Genomic DNA, 16,321 nt, shown 5'->3' on the forward strand with positions numbered 1-16,321 from the left:
AGGGCACCTAGTGTTACAACAACAATTAACTACATTGTTAGCGCAAACTGATATTGCGCTAACAGAAAAACAACAACAACAGCTTGTTCGTTACGTTGAGCTATTGGATAAGTGGAACAAGGCGTATAACTTAACCTCAGTACGTTTGCCTCAAGAAATGATGGTAAAACATATTATGGACAGCCTTGTTGTTGCACCTCATTTACCCGGTCATCATTATATTGATGTGGGTACAGGCCCAGGCCTTCCTGGCATTGTATTAGCCATTGCACTTCCTAATACCCAATTTGTTTTACTCGACAGTTTAGGTAAACGTGTACGCTTTTTAATGCACGTTAAGCATGAACTTGGGCTTGATAATGTGACCCCGGTGCAGTCAAGAGTTGAAGAATATCAACCAAGTGTTAAATTAGATGGCGTACTCAGTCGTGCATTTGCTTCATTACAAGATATGGTTGACTGGTGCTCGCACTTAATTGATCATTCGGGTCAATTTATTGCGCTTAAAGGCGTTTACCCTAGCGAAGAGTTAGAGTCACTACCAGCTGGCGTAAAATTTGAGAAAAAAATTGCATTAGAAGTACCTGAGTTAGATGCACAACGACATTTAATTATTCTTTCTAAAGACTAGGGATCAGAGACACAGTGGCAAAAGTCATCGCATTGGCAAATCAAAAAGGGGGTGTAGGTAAAACTACGACCGCTGTTAATCTCGCTGCGTCTATGGCCGCAACGAAGCGTAAAGTGCTGTTAATTGATCTCGACCCGCAAGGTAATGCCACTATGGGCAGTGGTGTAGATAAGTATGGCGATGTACCTACTATTTACGACCTACTTATTGAAGATAAGCCCATTGAAGACGTGATCATTAAAGAAACGTCTGGCGAATACCATATGATTGCAGCAAACGGAGACGTAACCGCTGCTGAAGTTAAGCTAATGGAATTATTTGCCCGTGAAGTACGCCTTCGTAATGCACTTGAAAAAATTCAGGACCAATACGAGTTTATATTCATAGACTGCCCGCCTTCATTAAATATGCTCACTGTTAATGCTATGGCCGCTGCCGATTCCATTTTAGTGCCAATGCAATGCGAGTATTATGCACTTGAAGGCTTAACTGCATTAATGGATACCATCACGCAGTTGGCTAAATTGGTTAACCCCGAATTAAAAATTGAAGGCATATTGCGCACTATGTACGATCCGCGTAACCGCCTAGCAAACGACGTTTCAGAACAATTAAAACAACATTTTGGTGATAAAGTGTATCGCACTGTGATCCCGCGCAATGTTCGTCTAGCCGAGGCGCCAAGTTTTGGCGCTCCTGCTATGTATTACGACAGAGCATCAAGTGGCGCAAAAGCGTATTTAGCACTTGCCGGTGAAATGCTGCGCAGAAAAGAAAAAACAGCGTCCGTTGTCGCCTAACTTTGAGGTAAAAAAATAACATGTCTGCTAAAAAACGAGGTTTAGGCCGAGGACTCGATGCACTTTTAAGTTCGTCTAAGCCTGCACCCAGCGCCAGCAAGGAACAAGACACACAAAACGTAACAGAGGTTGTTCAAAGTACAGTAAGTGCTACAGATAACCCATTACAAACATTGCCTATTGAGTTTTTGCATTCAGGCAAGTACCAACCTCGTAAAGACATGTCTGAAGAGGCACTCGAAGAACTTGCCAGTTCAATTCGATCACAAGGTATTATACAACCCATTGTAGTTCGCCCTATTGCTGATAACAGCTATGAAATTATTGCCGGTGAGCGTCGTTGGCGCGCAGCGCAAATAGCTAAGCTCGACACTGTTCCGTGTATCATTAAAGATGTACCCGATGAAGCCGCCGTTGCTATTGCCCTGATTGAAAATATTCAGCGTGAAGACCTGAACGCAATGGAAGAGGCGGTTGCACTAAATCGTTTATTAAATGAGTTTGAATTAACACATCAACAAGTGGCTGATGCGGTTGGGAAATCAAGAACTACCGTAACAAACTTATTACGTTTAAATAATTTAAACAACGATGTAAAAATTCTGTTAGAACATGGTGACATAGAAATGGGTCATGCGCGCTGTTTACTTGCACTTGAAGGTGAAGCACAGTCTGACGCTGCACGAACGGCCGTTGCAAAGGCACTTACTGTAAGAGAGACTGAAAAATTAGTGCGCGCAATTTTAGAGCCTGCACCCGCCAAGCAAGAACACCAAAAAGACCCAGATGTTAAACAGTTAGAACAACAATTAGCAGAAAACCTAGGTGCTAAAGTAGAGATAAATTACAACAAAAAAGGCAAAGGTAAATTGGTTATTTCATATACTAATTTAGACGAGCTTGACGGCATTTTGAATCGTATTAATCACGACAATACCCACCATTGATCTATTACATGTCTAAAAAGAGACATTTGTAGCAAATTTGTGTTACAAACACTCTACTCAAGTTGCAAAACTGGCAGGATACAGTATAATTTCGCCAGTTTTCACACCCTAACGATTTGAATGCCATTAAGGTTAACAAAAAGTGAATAATAAGTTAGCAAGTCCGTATAGGCTTGCCGCATTTAAATTAATTTGTCTTCAGGGTGTTGTAGCATTATTTGCTGCCGTAATTATTTTTATTGGTTTGGGAGTTGAAGCCAGTCTGTCAGCGTTAGCTGGTGGCGCAGTCGCGATACTCCCTCACTGTGTTTTTGCACTTTACGCCTTTCGATTTATGGGCGCGAGTCGTGCAGAACAAGCGTATAACGCGTTAAAACGCGGTAACGCTCTAAAGTTTATGCTGACAATCATTTTGTTTGCGCTAGTACTAAAGCATTTTCCGGTAGTTTTACTGCCCTTTTTTAGTATCTATGTACTAGCTTTATTCACTGGATTGTTTGCACCCGTTTTTTTTAAACATTAACTTTTGGGATATAACATGGCTGCAGAAGAAGTTACTCTATCTAGCCATATCCAGCACCACTTAACCAATGCTAAGATGTGCTCGACCGATGCCGGTCTAGCCTTCAATAAAGCATGTACGGACAGTGGTTTTTGGACATGGCATGTAGATACCCTCGCATGGTCAATCGGACTAGGTCTTATCTTTTTATGGATCTTCCGTAGTGCCGCTAAAAAATCAACATTGGGCGTACCAGGTAAATTTCAGTGTTTCATTGAAATGATTGTTGAGTTCGTTGGCGACAACGTACGTGACACTTTCCATGGTAAAAGCAAGCTGATAGCACCATTAGCATTAACGATATTCGTTTGGATATTTTTAATGAACTTAATGGATTTAATCCCAGTTGACTTCTTGCCTGCATTTGCTGGTTTAGTTGGTGAGCAAGCTTTTGGCATGGACTCACACGACGTATACATGAAAATTGTACCAACAACAGATATAAACTTAACAGCAGCACTAGCGCTAGGCGTGTTTATATTAATGATTGGTTACTCAATTAAAATTAAAGGTATCGGCGGTTTTATTAAAGAGCTAACACTTCACCCGTTTAGTTCAAACAATACAGCTATGCAGATTCTTTTAATCCCATTCAATCTATTACTAGAGCTTATCGCATTGGTTTCTAAGCCATTTTCACTGGCACTGCGTTTGTTCGGTAACTTATATGCAGGTGAACTAATCTTCATCCTTATAGGTGCGATTGGCTTAATGCAACTACCGTTGCACTTTGTTTGGGCTGTATTCCATATCTTAGTAATCGTATTGCAAGCATTCGTATTCATGATGCTAACAATCGTATACCTAAGTATGGCAAGTTCAGATAATCACTAATTTATAACTTTTAATTTTTACTTTTAATTACAATTGAAACTTTGGAGAAAAAAATGGAACTAGTATTAGGTCTTAAGTACATCGCAGTAGCTTTACTTATCGGCTTCGGTGCAATCGGTACAGCAATCGGTTTTGGTAACATGGGCGGTAAATTCCTTGAAGCATGTGCGCGTCAACCTGAGCTTGCACCATCGCTACAAGTTAAAATGTTTATCCTTGCTGGTCTAATCGATGCTGTAGCAATGATTGGTGTTGGTATCGCGATGGTATTGTTGTTCGTACTTTAATTTTATTTTTTGAACAGCTTACTATTTAAGGAGGAGCGGTTGTGAACTTAAACGCCACTCTTATCGGTGAATTAATTGCGTTTACGGTGTTCGTACTTTTTTGTATGAAATTCGTATGGCCACCACTAAACGGTGCAATTGAAGCTCGCCAGAAGAAAATCGAAGATGGTTTAGCTGCCTCTGATAGAGCCGAAAAAGACTTAGAACTTGCGCAACAAAAAGCTGCAGAACAGCTTAAAGATGCAAAAGCTCAAGCGGCTGATATCATTGATCAAGCTAAAAAGCGTGCCGTGCTAATTGTTGATGAAGAAACCGTTCGTGGTCAGCAAGAGCGTGAAAAAATTATTGCTCAAGGGCACTCTGAAATTGAATCAGAGCGTAACCGTGTGACAGAAGAGCTACGTAAGCAAGTAGCAACACTGGCTGTGGTTGGCGCAGAGAGAATTTTAGAGCGTGAAATCAATCAAGCCGCACATAGTGACATCGTTGAAAAACTTGTCGCTGAGCTGTAATTAGGAGGGTATGAGCATGTCTGAATTGACTACTATCGCTCGCCCATACGCTAAAGCGGCTTTTGAACTTGCCGTTGAAAAAGGCGCTATTGAAAGCTGGAATGACATGTTGTTTTTCGCTGGCCACGTTGCCAGCGACGAGCAAGCATCAGCCATTTTAGCTGGATTGCCTACTGCTTCTGCACAAGCTGAGTTATTTATTAACTTATGCGCAGAGCAGCTCAACGAACAAGGTCAGAACCTAGTGAAGGTGATGGCTGAAAATGGACGTTTGATTGCACTGCCTGAGGTTGCACAGTTATTCGCTGCGTTTAAAGCAGAGTATGACAAAGAAATCGATGTAGACGTGATTTCGGCAACCCCTCTTACTGCAGCGCAGCAAGAGTCATTGGTAGCGACACTTGAAAAACGTTTCGCACGCAAAGTTAAGCTGAATTGTAGTGAAGACGCGTCAGTAGTTGGCGGCCTTATTATTAAGGCAGGCGACACTGTAATCGACGGCTCTGTACGCGGAAAATTAAACCGCTTAGCCACAACACTACAATCGTAATTGGGAAAAAGAGCATGCAACTTAATTCCACTGAAATTTCAGAACTAATCAAACAACGTATTGAGAAGTTCGAAGTTGTAAGTGAAGCTCGTAACGAAGGTACAATTGTATCTGTTACTGACGGTATCATCCGCATCCACGGTCTAGCTGACTGTATGCAAGGTGAGATGATTGAGCTTCCTGGCAACCGTTATGCTATCGCACTAAACCTTGAGCGCGACTCAATTGGTGCAGTAGTAATGGGTCCGTACGCTGACCTTACTGAAGGCGTAAAAGTATACACAACTGGTCGTATCTTAGAAGTTCCTGTTGGTGCTGGCTTACTTGGTCGTGTTGTTAACACACTAGGTGCTCCTATCGATGGTAAAGGCGCTTTAGATAACGACGGTTTTGAACCTGTAGAAAAAATTGCACCAGGTGTAATCGAGCGTCAATCTGTAGATGAGCCAGTTCAAACTGGTTACAAATCTATTGATGCTATGATTCCAGTTGGTCGTGGTCAGCGTGAGCTTGTAATCGGTGACCGCCAAACAGGTAAAACTGCACTAGCAATCGATGCAATCATCAACCAAAAAGACACAGGCGTTAAGTGTGTGTACGTAGCGGTTGGTCAAAAAGCATCTACTATTGCTAACGTAGTACGTAAATTAGAAGAGCACGGTGCACTTGCAAATACTATCGTAGTTGTAGCATCTGCTTCTGAGTCTGCGGCACTTCAGTACTTAGCACCGTTCTCGGGTTGTACTATGGGTGAATACTTCCGTGACCGTGGTGAAAACGCATTAATCGTATATGATGATTTATCTAAGCAAGCTGTTGCTTACCGTCAAATCTCATTACTACTTAAGCGTCCACCAGGTCGTGAAGCATACCCAGGTGACGTATTCTATCTTCACTCGCGTCTTTTAGAGCGTGCATCGCGTGTAAACGCTGATTACGTTGAAAAGTTCACTAACGGTGAAGTGAAAGGACAAACTGGTTCATTGACGGCATTGCCAATCATTGAAACTCAAGGCGGCGACGTTTCTGCGTTCGTACCGACTAACGTTATCTCTATCACCGATGGTCAGATCTTCTTAGAAACTGACTTATTCAACTCAGGTATCCGTCCGGCAGTAAATGCTGGTATCTCGGTATCTCGTGTTGGTGGTGCTGCACAAACTAAAATCGTTAAGAAACTAGGTGGCGGTATCCGTCTAGCCTTAGCTCAGTACCGTGAATTAGCTGCGTTCTCGCAGTTCGCGTCTGACCTTGACGATGCTACACGTGCTCAACTTGAGCATGGTGAGCGTGTAACAGAGCTAATGAAGCAGAAACAGTACGCGCCAATGTCTGTTGCTGAAATGTCTTTGTCGTTATTTGCAGCTGAGAAAGGTTATCTTAAAGATATCGAAATCGCTAAAATCATGGATTTCGAAGCAGCTTTACTTTCTTACGCAAGTAGCACATACGCAGAGCTTGTGGCTCAAATCAATGAAACTGGTAACTACAACGCCGAGATTGAAGCGCAACTTAAAGAACTTCTAGAGAAGTTCAAGTCTACGCAAACTTGGTAATTTAGTTATTAATGGTGCGCTTTAGTTTACTAAAGCACACCTTGATTCGGAGAGAGAGTCATGGCCAGCGGAAAAGAGATTAAAAGCAAGATCGGGAGTATTAAAAATACTCAAAAGATCACTAGCGCAATGGAAATGGTTGCTGCGTCTAAAATGAAAAAGGCGCAAGAACGAGTGGCTTCAAGCCGTCCATACGCTGACAAATTACGCAAAGTGATTGGTCGTGTTGCTCAAGCAAATCTTGATTTTACTCACCCGTTCTTAGAAGAACGTGAAGTAAAACGAGTTGGTTATATTGTTATCTCTACTGACCGTGGTCTGTGTGGCGGCTTAAACTCAAACGAGTTTAAGAAAGTTGCATTAGACATAAAAGCATGGAAAGAAAAAGGTGTAGACGCAGAGTTTGCAACTTTAGGCAGCAAAGCTGCTGGTTTCTTTCAACGCTTTGGTGGTCAAGTGCTTGCTAAAAAAGCAGGCCTAGGAGATAAACCTTCAGTACAAGACGTTATTGGTCCTGTAAAAGTAATGCTTGATGCATTCTCTGAAGGTAAAATTGACCGTTTATTCCTGGTATATAACAACTTCGTTAATACCATGAAGCAAGAGCCAACAATAGATCAGTTACTCCCTTTGCCAAAAGCTGAAGAAGAAGTATCTGCCCACACATGGGACTACTTATACGAACCAAACCCAGACGCTATTTTAGAGTCTTTGTTAGTTCGCTTTGTAGAGTCTCAGGTATACCAAGGTGTGGTTGAGAACGCTGCCTCTGAACAGGCTGCCCGTATGGTTGCAATGAAAGCTGCAACTGATAACGCTGGCGACCTTATGGATGAGTTACAGCTTGTTTACAACAAGGCCCGCCAAGCGGCAATCACACAAGAAATTAGTGAGATTGTTTCTGGTTCAGCCGCAGTTTAATGCTTCAGGCAAAGATTAACGAGAGGAATAGACATGAGTTTAGGTAAGGTCGTCCAAATTATCGGTGCCGTTGTGGATATTGAATTTTCACAAGACAACGTGCCAGCCGTATATGACGCGCTAAAAGTAACAGATGGCGATTTAGCTGGTTTGACTCTAGAAGTTCAACAACAGCTAGGTGGCGGTGTGGTACGTACTATCGCACTAGGTACTACAGACGGTTTACGTCGTGGTGCAGCAGTATCAAACACAGGTGAAGCGATTCAAGTTCCAGTTGGTAAAGCAACACTTGGTCGTATCATGAACGTACTTGGTGAGCCAATCGATGAAGCTGGCCCAATCGGCGAAGAAGACCGTATGTCTATTCACCGTGCAGCGCCTTCATACGAAGAGCAATCAAGTTCAGTAGAGCTTTTAGAAACAGGTATCAAGGTAATCGACCTTGTATGTCCGTTTGCTAAAGGTGGTAAAGTTGGTTTATTCGGTGGTGCCGGTGTTGGTAAAACCGTAAACATGATGGAACTTATCCGTAACATCGCAATCGAGCACAGCGGCTACTCAGTATTCGCAGGTGTTGGTGAGCGTACTCGTGAGGGTAACGATTTCTACCATGAAATGAACGATTCAAACGTACTTGATAAAGTATCGCTTGTATACGGTCAGATGAACGAGCCTCCAGGTAACCGTTTACGCGTAGCGTTAACAGGTCTTACTATGGCTGAAAAGTTCCGTGACGAAGGTCGCGATGTACTTTTCTTCGTAGATAACATCTACCGTTACACACTTGCGGGTACAGAAGTATCTGCACTACTTGGTCGTATGCCATCAGCAGTAGGTTACCAGCCTACACTAGCTGAAGAAATGGGTGTACTTCAAGAGCGTATCGCATCTACTAAGACGGGTTCAATCACATCAATCCAAGCGGTATACGTACCTGCGGATGATTTAACGGATCCATCTCCAGCAACAACGTTTGCTCACTTAGATGCAACAGTAGTACTTTCACGTGATATCGCATCACTTGGTATTTACCCAGCGGTAGATCCACTTGATTCATCTTCACGTCAGCTTGACCCATTAGTAATTGGTCAAGAGCACTACGATACAGCGCGTGGCGTTCAAACAGTTCTTCAGCGTTACAAAGAACTTAAAGACATCATCGCAATCCTAGGTATGGACGAGCTTTCTGACGAAGATAAGCAACTTGTATCTCGTGCACGTAAAATCCAACGCTTCCTATCTCAGCCGTTCTTCGTGGCAGAGGTATTTACAGGTGCGTCAGGTAAATACGTTTCACTTAAAGACACAATTGCTGGCTTCAAAGGCATTTTAAACGGTGAGTTTGATGACCTTCCAGAGCAAGCGTTCTACATGGTTGGCTCTATCGAAGAAGCTCAAGAAAAAGCCAAAAGCATGTAATTAGGAGGGTAGTATGACAGCTATGACTGTACATCTTGACGTAGTAAGCGCAGAGCAGAACTTGTTTTCTGGTTTGGTTGAATCGATTCAAGTATCTGGTAGTGAAGGTGAGCTTGGTGTTAATGCCGGTCACGCGCCACTACTAACTGCCCTTAAACCTGGTATGGTGCGTTTAGTTAAGCAATTTGGTGAAGAAGAACTCATTTACATTGCTGGCGGTACACTAGAAGTTCAACCGAACATAGTGACCGTACTTGCAGACACAGCCGTTCGTGGTGAAGACCTAGACGAACAAGCTGCAGAGCAAGCTAAACGTGACGCTGAAGCGCAAATGGCAAAAGGTGCATCGTCAGAACTTGATTACAATCAAGCGGCAATGCAACTAGCTGAAGCGGTAGCACAACTACGTGTTATTCAGCAATTACGTAAAAAGTAAGCCTATCTGGTTTATAAAAAAGCCCACTTTATGTGGGCTTTTTTGTGCTTGTTGCTAAGGTCCGTGTTTAAATTTAAGCTTTTTTTTAGTCGTAGAAGTTATTAACTGAGCTTTTCACTTATATCCTTCACCAATCCTCGCTACAATAACGCTATTCAATTAAGTCTATTTTTCAGTCAAGATTCAGTACTAGCAAATTAGTTTACTGAGTATTTGCACAGGGCGTGACTTACGCAATCTTCTGTATAAACAGACTTGTTAACTAAAACAACGGAAAAAGGAAATTGTTTTAATGGCTCTAACAACAGTAATTCTTGCTGCGGGTAAAGGTACTCGTATGCGTTCTGCTTTGCCTAAAGTACTGCATAAAGTGGCAGGTAAACCTATGGTGCAGCACGTTATAGATAACGCAAAGGCATTGGGCGCAACCACAACTAACTTAGTTTATGGGCACGGCGGCGAACTATTACAACAACAACTTGCCGATAACGATGTAAAGTGGGTACTGCAAGCAGATCAATTAGGTACCGGCCATGCTGTTGCACAAGCAAATCCTCATATTAACGATGACGATACCGTATTGGTTTTATACGGTGACGTTCCTTTAACAAAACAATCAACACTTGAGCGCTTATTGGCTGTAACACCTAAAAATGGGCTAGCGGTATTAACCGTTAACTTGGTTAATCCAAGTGGCTACGGTCGTATGCTGCGTGAAAATGGCAAGCTTGTTGGTATTGTTGAGCAAAAAGATGCAAGCGCAGAGCAGTTACTTATTAACGAAGTAAACACCGGTATTATGGCGGTTAACGGCAAACTGTTAAAAACCTGGTTGGGCAACTTATCTAACAATAATGCCCAAGGTGAATACTACCTAACAGATATAGTGGCTATGGCGCACAGTGAAGGTGTAGAAATTACATCGGCACAGCCAGATCATGCAATGGAAGTTGAAGGCGCAAACAACCGCGTACAACTTGCAGGCCTTGAGCGAGCTTTTCAAGCGTGGCAAGCAGAAGAGTTAATGTTAAATGGTGCCACCCTAGCTGACCCAGCTCGTATTGATGTTCGTGGCGACGTTAAAACAGGCGAAGACGTATTAATTGATATAAACGTTATTTTTGAAGGTAATGTAACTCTTGGCAATAACGTACACATTGGCCCTAATTGCGTCCTTAAAAACTGTACCATTGGCGATAACGTGGTAATAAAAGCGAATACATTAATTGAAGACGCATCAGTTGCAGCTAAATGTACACTTGGCCCTTATGCACGCCTTCGCCCAGGTGCGGTTATGGAAGAAGACTCTCACATTGGTAACTTTGTTGAGATGAAAAAAACCCGTTTAGGCAAAGGCTCTAAAGCTAATCACTTAAGTTACTTAGGCGATGCTGAAATTGGTGAAAAAGTAAATATTGGCGCAGGTACAATTACCTGTAACTACGATGGGGTGAATAAAGCAAAAACCATTATTGGCGATAATGCTTTTATTGGCTCAAATTCATCACTTGTTGCCCCTGTAAATATTGGTGCAACAGCAACTGTAGGAGCGGGCTCTGTGATCACTAGCACCGTTGAAGACGAGCAGCTGGCAATAGCACGTTCAAAGCAACGTAACTTAACCGGTTGGAAACGCCCAGTTAAAAAATAATAATGAAAGGCTACTTAGGTAGCCTTTTTTATTGCAGCTTAAGTTTAAATTGCCCTTTATAACGCCTTGAAAGGTTGAGCACTTTACCTGTAGTTAGTTTTATTTCGCTGTCTCCACTGGGTAGTGGTGTAATACATTCTACTTTATCGAGCTTTACGCCATGGCTTCGGTGAATCCTACAAAAGCCAAGCCCCTCTAGTTGCTTGCTTAATTCAGTGAGCGTCACTCTTAAAGGGTAAATGGACGTGCCAATGTGTAAGTTTACATAATTGCCTGAAGATTCAAGCCAATCCACATCGTCAATTTTTATAATAAATTCTTTACCCCGCTTTTTAACTAATAAGCGATTAATAGTATCAGTATTGTGTTGCTCACTTTCATCAATAGACGAAGCCTCCCCTAGTAGCTGTTTAACAATATACTGATAAACTTTAATAAGGGTGATAAAGAATAAAAAACTTATCGCATCTTTTTGGTATTCATATAAAAATTCAAACCAGCTGAGCCCAAAGTTGTAGTGAAGATTATTTAACAAATAAACGAGCTTACGCCCTCCAACCATTACACTAATATGTAACGCGCTGAAAATAACAGACGACACAAAGTAAATACACAGTGAAAGAGCAATATTGTTCCAGTCAAAAGGCACCTTTCTTAACAGCCACACTACAGCCGGAAATATAAGTAATGTGCTAAACGCACTTGAATACTCCCATACAAACGGCTCCCATAATAAAAAAGGCAGTCTCCCGTCTCTTTGTGCTTCCATTATTTGAGTTGTCGCATTAACCGTATTGTTAATTACAACGTAGCTAAACAGAAGTAACGCAGCATAAAAAGTTTGAAAACGTTGAAAGTGTTGAAGGTTCATTATGTGTGCTTTTATATTTATAGGCGACAGCTATCCCTGTAAACCACCTTTTATCACTATTGCTTGTAATATAAGCACTTATGCATGGTTTTTGCGAGTTATTTTAGGTTAACTACCCGTAACATAAACACATTGGTTAATGTATGAGTACTCAATTAAACGTATTACTACCTATGCACACTCGCCATTACTTTATTGATTGGTTGAGAGTAATTGCATTTGCGACTCTCATTTTTTATCACATAGGTATGCTGTACAGCCCAAATTGGGGATTTCATTTTAAAAGTAATTATACGTTTGAGCTCGTAGAGTCTTTTATGTTGATGTTTTCTCCTTGGAGAATGTTACTAATTTGGTTTATATCAGGGGTGGCACTTCGTTTTATGCTTGATAAAGTAAGTGGCTATAAACTACGTGCCTTATTTGTTTTAAAGCGTTCTATTTTTATATTACTGCCCCTGCTGGTGGGGTTATGGTTAATTGTACCTTTACAACTTTATGCCGAAATGCATCAACAAGGCGTTATAGATATAACGTACTGGCAGTTTTATTTAGCGTTTTTAGATACCAGTAATAGCATGTTTGTTAATTACCAGTCTGGCGTATGGCCGCATGTTGATGTAAATCATTTATGGTATTTACGTTCTTTATGGCAGTTTATGCTTATTGTTTTTATATACTCATTAGTAGCAAAGCTTTCTATTTTTTCTTTTTTATTAACCACGGTTAAAGTAAACCTATCATTTTCTATGCTCACAGGCCTATTAGTAATAGCCATGTTGCTTGCTAATAATTATTTAAAAGGTGATGCAATACGCGAAGTAAGCGGCTTTATACTTTTATTTACAGGATACCTGTTAGCCAAGAATACTTATTTTTGGGCAAGTTTAAATCAATATCGTTGGGTATTGTGTACAAGCTTTATCCTATTGTATGTGTGCATTGTTTTGGCGTATCTGAGTGTATTAGATTTACCAAATTATGTTTGGGTCACTATATATAATACTCAAAGAGTTGTTGGAGTGTTCGCCATGCTCACCTTAGCGCAGCGCTTTTTAAACTTTAAAGCACCTTACCTAAATACACTAAATAGCGTGGTGTTTCCCTTTTACGTATTACATCAAAGTGCATTAATTATTTTATGTTTTATGCTGCGGCCTTTTAATTTTGGCCCCGTGGTTGAGTTATTTTTAATTACAGTGGGTACTTGGGGGGCGTGCGCAGCTATTACATTAGTGGTAATGCGCTTTGATGCTCTGAGGCCCTTTTTGGGTATTAAAATTAAAAACAGCTATTCACCAAAGCTAAAAAAGGCCGGTTATATTTTGGGTATGTTGCTTATTTTACCGTTAGCCTATCAGCTGGTTTTTTAAGGTAAAAAAGCTTTATTAAAAGTGCCACAACTTTGTAATACCTCTGTGTTGATATTTACGTAATACCACACTAAGAGAAATTACAATGTTAAAAAAATCTATAATAACGCTTTCACTTTTATCTATACTGACCGGTTGCTCATTAGATGGCGATGATGGTCAAAGTGGCGCACAGGGTTTACAAGGTGTACAAGGAACTGCAGGTGAGAATGGAATTAACGGCACCAACGCTAACTCAGCTTTAACCATGAGTTTAGTAGGTAGAGCAGTACTCAATGCACAAAGCCCAGAAGGTGCAGCCGAAATAGTCGCTTATCAAGCATCAAAAAAATGGATTTACGCTATTAATAGCTCGGGCAATACAGCGGTTGTAAATATTATTCCTGCCGACACCTTCGATACAGCTGCTTTAGCGCAGGATAACGAAGGCATTGTAAATACAACTAACTTAAGTACGGCAATTACACTTACCTTAAACGACAATACCCCCGGTGACGCAAACAGCATAGCAATAGACGAAAATAACCAATTACTTGCTGTAGCCATGGCCGCAAAAAACGTTGGTGAAATGGGCCAAGTTGCCTTTTACGATATAAGCGGCGATACACCAATCTTTATAAAAAATGTAACCGCTGGTTTTTTACCCGATATGGTTACTTTTAGCCATGATGGAGCAAAAGTGGTTGTTGCCAACGAAGGGGAACCTAACGGCGACTATAGTATTGATCCACAGGGTTCTATCAGCATTATCAATGTTAATGATGGTGTAATTGCCGACAATGCTACCAATATTGATTTTACAGCATACAACGATAAGCAATCTGAACTTGAAGCACTCGGACTGGTATTTGCTAATCCAGCAGGGCGCACCATAAATGGTAATTTAATCAATACCACCGTAGCTATGGACTTAGAGCCAGAATACGTCAGTATTTCTAAAGATAACAAATATGCCTACGTATCGATTCAAGAAAATAACGCACTAGCCATCGTTAATTTAGAAGATAACTCTCTTGAGTTAAAAGGGTTAGGGTTTAAAGACTGGTCTAGCTTGCAAATAGACGCATCAGATAAAGACGGCGGTGTTAATTTTAAATCATACCCTGGCTTATATGGCATGTATCAGCCAGACACAATTTCAAGCTTTAGCTGGAAAGGCGCAAACTTTATAGTGTCGGCTAATGAAGGTGATGCACGCGAATACTTTTTTGATACAACCAATGAGGCAGATTGCATAGCTAAAGGCGGCGTAGATTTCGATGACGACGATGGTTGTCTTGCTTACATAGATGAAAGCCGCGTCGAAGACCTAACGCTTGCTGCTAATTTTGATTACTTAAATAACGACGATAACGACATCGGCCGTTTAAAAGTGACAACGGTTAAAGGTGATACTAATAACGATGGCCAATACGAATCGCTTTATGCCTATGGCGCACGTTCGTTTACTATTTGGGACAGTAATGGGCTGGTGGTGTTTGACTCAGGCGACGACATAGGCCGTATAACTGCATCTGTACATGGCGAAGCCTTCAATAATAATGAAGATGAAAATAAAGGCGATACACGCTCAGACGATAAAGGCGCAGAACCTGAAGCGCTCACCATAGGTACAATTGGTGAACGCACCTTTGCATTTATTGGACTCGAGCGTATGGGCGGGATTATGGTTTACGATATTACTAACCCATATGATGTGCAATTTGAAGACTACTTTTATAACCGAGGTGTAATAGAAGAAGCAGCTATAACCGGCGATCTTGCACCAGAAGGGATGATGTTTGTGCCGGCTGAACAAAGTGCCACTAATAAACCACTCCTCATAATAGGTAATGAAATATCTGGTTCTATTGCAGTATGGGAAATTTCAGCTAATTAACCATGCTATTTAAAAGCGGAAAATAAAAAGTTTTGTTTTCCGCTTTTATATTCATAGATCATTAGCATTTTTAAAGTGATTAAAAATGCATATTTTTTAAACTAAAAGCGCTCTCCACCCCTTTATTTGTATACCTTTCGTACTAAAAGTGTTTTTATTCAAAAAAGCGTGAATTAAACATTGACCCCCACTCGAATATCCCTATAATGCGACCCCACTGAGACGGCAGGCGCCAACGCATAGCGAGGCAAGAGTTAATCAGAGAGTTAAGTAAAACTTCACTTTTAAAGCTTCTAAAAAGAAATTTAAAAACAAAGTATTGACTCGAAAAATAAAGGATGTAATATACGCATCCCTAGCGACAACGTCGCAACGTTCTTTAACAATATAAAGCAATCATCTGTGTGGGCACTCGTACAGATTGAGTTCTAACAGCCAAGCTACTTAGGTAGTGAGGCAAACAAATTAGAGTCTCAATTGAAACTGAGTGACCAACAGAATAATTACTTAGGTAGTTATTCAGCACAGTCAATTCAATATCGAAAGATATTAAATAAATTCAGAATTCATTGAGCTGTCGAAAGACATAAAACTTTTTAATTGAAGAGTTTGATCATGGCTCAGATTGAACGCTGGCGGCAGGCCTAACACATGCAAGTCGAGCGGTAACAGAGAGTAGCTTGCTACTTTGCTGACGAGCGGCGGACGGGTGAGTAATGCTTGGGAACATGCCTTGAGGTGGGGGACAACAGTTGGAAACGACTGCTAATACCGCATAATGTCTACGGACCAAAGGGGGCTTCGGCTCTCGCCTTTAGATTGGCCCAAGTGGGATTAGCTAGTTGGTGAGGTAATGGCTCACCAAGGCAACGATCCCTAGCTGGTTTGAGAGGATGATCAGCCACACTGGAACTGAGACACGGTCCAGACTCCTACGGGAGGCAGCAGTGGGGAATATTGCACAATGGGCGCAAGCCTGATGCAGCCATGCCGCGTGTGTGAAGAAGGCCTTCGGGTTGTAAAGCACTTTCAGTCAGGAGGAAAGGGTGTGAGTTAATACCTCACATCTGTGACGTTACTGACAGAAGAAGC

Annotated in this window: 16 protein-coding genes and 1 rRNA gene; 16 read left to right on the forward strand and 1 reads right to left on the reverse strand. The window is 41.4% G+C overall.

Going from position 1 to position 16,321, the window contains the following annotated elements; genetic code table 11:
* The first annotated feature begins 10 nt into the window (after positions 1-10).
* From rsmG to glmU, 13 genes are all read left to right on the forward strand, one after another.
* Positions 11-631: a 16S rRNA (guanine(527)-N(7))-methyltransferase RsmG gene (gene rsmG / locus ATS76_RS07295; protein ID WP_058405166.1), complete on the forward strand. Its 621-nt coding sequence runs from the start codon at positions 11-13 to the stop codon at positions 629-631.
* Between the two features lie 14 nt (positions 632-645).
* A complete protein-coding gene (locus ATS76_RS07300; protein WP_006793958.1) occupies positions 646-1,431 on the forward strand; it encodes a ParA family protein in 786 nt (261 codons plus the stop codon).
* A gap of 20 nt (positions 1,432-1,451) precedes the next feature.
* Complete coding sequence (locus tag ATS76_RS07305) at positions 1,452-2,378, forward strand: ParB/RepB/Spo0J family partition protein (protein WP_058551617.1); 927 nt, start codon at positions 1,452-1,454, stop codon at positions 2,376-2,378.
* A 142-nt stretch (positions 2,379-2,520) separates the two neighbouring features.
* Positions 2,521-2,901, forward strand: a complete 381-nt coding sequence (locus ATS76_RS07310) for an ATP synthase subunit I (protein ID WP_006793956.1) — start codon at positions 2,521-2,523, stop codon at positions 2,899-2,901.
* A gap of 15 nt (positions 2,902-2,916) precedes the next feature.
* Positions 2,917-3,774 carry a F0F1 ATP synthase subunit A gene (gene atpB, locus ATS76_RS07315; protein WP_006793955.1) on the forward strand — a complete coding sequence of 286 codons (858 nt, stop codon included), beginning with the start codon at positions 2,917-2,919 and terminating at the stop codon, positions 3,772-3,774.
* Between the two features lie 53 nt (positions 3,775-3,827).
* Positions 3,828-4,061 (forward strand): F0F1 ATP synthase subunit C, encoded by a 234-nt coding sequence (gene atpE, locus ATS76_RS07320; RefSeq protein ID WP_004335261.1) that lies wholly within the window; start codon positions 3,828-3,830, stop codon positions 4,059-4,061.
* Between the two features lie 41 nt (positions 4,062-4,102).
* A complete protein-coding gene (gene atpF, locus ATS76_RS07325) occupies positions 4,103-4,573 on the forward strand; it encodes a F0F1 ATP synthase subunit B (RefSeq protein WP_058551618.1) in 471 nt (156 codons plus the stop codon).
* A gap of 16 nt (positions 4,574-4,589) precedes the next feature.
* Positions 4,590-5,123, forward strand: a complete 534-nt coding sequence (atpH, locus tag ATS76_RS07330; RefSeq protein WP_006793952.1) for a F0F1 ATP synthase subunit delta — start codon at positions 4,590-4,592, stop codon at positions 5,121-5,123.
* 14 nt (positions 5,124-5,137) lie between these two features.
* Positions 5,138-6,679, forward strand: a complete 1,542-nt coding sequence (atpA, locus tag ATS76_RS07335; protein ID WP_006793951.1) for a F0F1 ATP synthase subunit alpha — start codon at positions 5,138-5,140, stop codon at positions 6,677-6,679.
* Positions 6,680-6,739: 60 nt separating this feature from the next.
* Entirely contained in the window at positions 6,740-7,600 is an 861-nt protein-coding gene (gene atpG, locus ATS76_RS07340) for a F0F1 ATP synthase subunit gamma (protein ID WP_010558110.1), read from the forward strand.
* A gap of 33 nt (positions 7,601-7,633) precedes the next feature.
* Positions 7,634-9,019: a F0F1 ATP synthase subunit beta gene (atpD, locus tag ATS76_RS07345; protein ID WP_006793949.1), complete on the forward strand. Its 1,386-nt coding sequence runs from the start codon at positions 7,634-7,636 to the stop codon at positions 9,017-9,019.
* Between the two features lie 13 nt (positions 9,020-9,032).
* The gene (locus ATS76_RS07350; RefSeq protein WP_058551619.1) at positions 9,033-9,455 is read left to right on the forward strand and encodes a F0F1 ATP synthase subunit epsilon; all 423 of its coding nucleotides are present in this window, start codon (positions 9,033-9,035) and stop codon (positions 9,453-9,455) included.
* 292 nt (positions 9,456-9,747) lie between these two features.
* Positions 9,748-11,106, forward strand: coding sequence for a bifunctional UDP-N-acetylglucosamine diphosphorylase/glucosamine-1-phosphate N-acetyltransferase GlmU (glmU, locus tag ATS76_RS07355; protein ID WP_058551620.1), 1,359 nt, complete (start codon positions 9,748-9,750; stop codon positions 11,104-11,106).
* 28 nt (positions 11,107-11,134) lie between these two features.
* On the opposite strand, the gene ATS76_RS07360 is transcribed toward glmU, so the two are convergent.
* Positions 11,135-11,977 carry a LytR/AlgR family response regulator transcription factor gene (locus tag ATS76_RS07360; protein ID WP_058551621.1) on the reverse strand — a complete coding sequence of 281 codons (843 nt, stop codon included), beginning with the start codon at positions 11,975-11,977 and terminating at the stop codon, positions 11,135-11,137.
* Positions 11,978-12,120: 143 nt separating this feature from the next.
* Between ATS76_RS07360 and ATS76_RS07365 the strand changes: the two genes are divergently transcribed.
* From ATS76_RS07365 to ATS76_RS07375, 3 genes are all read left to right on the forward strand, one after another.
* The gene (locus tag ATS76_RS07365) at positions 12,121-13,350 is read left to right on the forward strand and encodes an acyltransferase family protein (protein WP_235590917.1); all 1,230 of its coding nucleotides are present in this window, start codon (positions 12,121-12,123) and stop codon (positions 13,348-13,350) included.
* Positions 13,351-13,435: 85 nt separating this feature from the next.
* The gene (locus ATS76_RS07370) at positions 13,436-15,229 is read left to right on the forward strand and encodes a choice-of-anchor I family protein (protein WP_058551622.1); all 1,794 of its coding nucleotides are present in this window, start codon (positions 13,436-13,438) and stop codon (positions 15,227-15,229) included.
* A gap of 597 nt (positions 15,230-15,826) precedes the next feature.
* Positions 15,827-16,321: ribosomal RNA gene (locus ATS76_RS07375) — 16S ribosomal RNA — on the forward strand; the annotation flags it as partial.

The sequence above is a fragment of the Pseudoalteromonas sp. 10-33 genome (genome assembly GCF_001469195.1).
Taxonomy (GTDB): Bacteria; Pseudomonadota; Gammaproteobacteria; order Enterobacterales; family Alteromonadaceae; genus Pseudoalteromonas.

Bases quoted from the DNA above. Each gene is read 5' to 3' on its own strand.
- ATS76_RS07305 (WP_058551617.1), top strand. From the start codon at position 1,452: ATGTCTGCTAAAAAACGAGGTTTAGGCCGAGGACTCGATGCACTTTTA.
- atpB (WP_006793955.1), top strand. From the start codon at position 2,917: ATGGCTGCAGAAGAAGTTACTCTATCTAGCCATATCCAGCACCACTTA.
- atpE (WP_004335261.1), top strand. From the start codon at position 3,828: ATGGAACTAGTATTAGGTCTTAAGTACATCGCAGTAGCTTTACTTATC.
- atpH (WP_006793952.1), top strand. From the start codon at position 4,590: ATGTCTGAATTGACTACTATCGCTCGCCCATACGCTAAAGCGGCTTTT.
- atpA (WP_006793951.1), top strand. From the start codon at position 5,138: ATGCAACTTAATTCCACTGAAATTTCAGAACTAATCAAACAACGTATT.
- atpG (WP_010558110.1), top strand. From the start codon at position 6,740: ATGGCCAGCGGAAAAGAGATTAAAAGCAAGATCGGGAGTATTAAAAAT.
- atpD (WP_006793949.1), top strand. From the start codon at position 7,634: ATGAGTTTAGGTAAGGTCGTCCAAATTATCGGTGCCGTTGTGGATATT.
- ATS76_RS07350 (WP_058551619.1), top strand. From the start codon at position 9,033: ATGACAGCTATGACTGTACATCTTGACGTAGTAAGCGCAGAGCAGAAC.
- glmU (WP_058551620.1), top strand. From the start codon at position 9,748: ATGGCTCTAACAACAGTAATTCTTGCTGCGGGTAAAGGTACTCGTATG.
- ATS76_RS07360 (WP_058551621.1), bottom strand. From the start codon at position 11,977: ATGAACCTTCAACACTTTCAACGTTTTCAAACTTTTTATGCTGCGTTA.
- ATS76_RS07365 (WP_235590917.1), top strand. From the start codon at position 12,121: ATGAGTACTCAATTAAACGTATTACTACCTATGCACACTCGCCATTAC.
- ATS76_RS07370 (WP_058551622.1), top strand. From the start codon at position 13,436: ATGTTAAAAAAATCTATAATAACGCTTTCACTTTTATCTATACTGACC.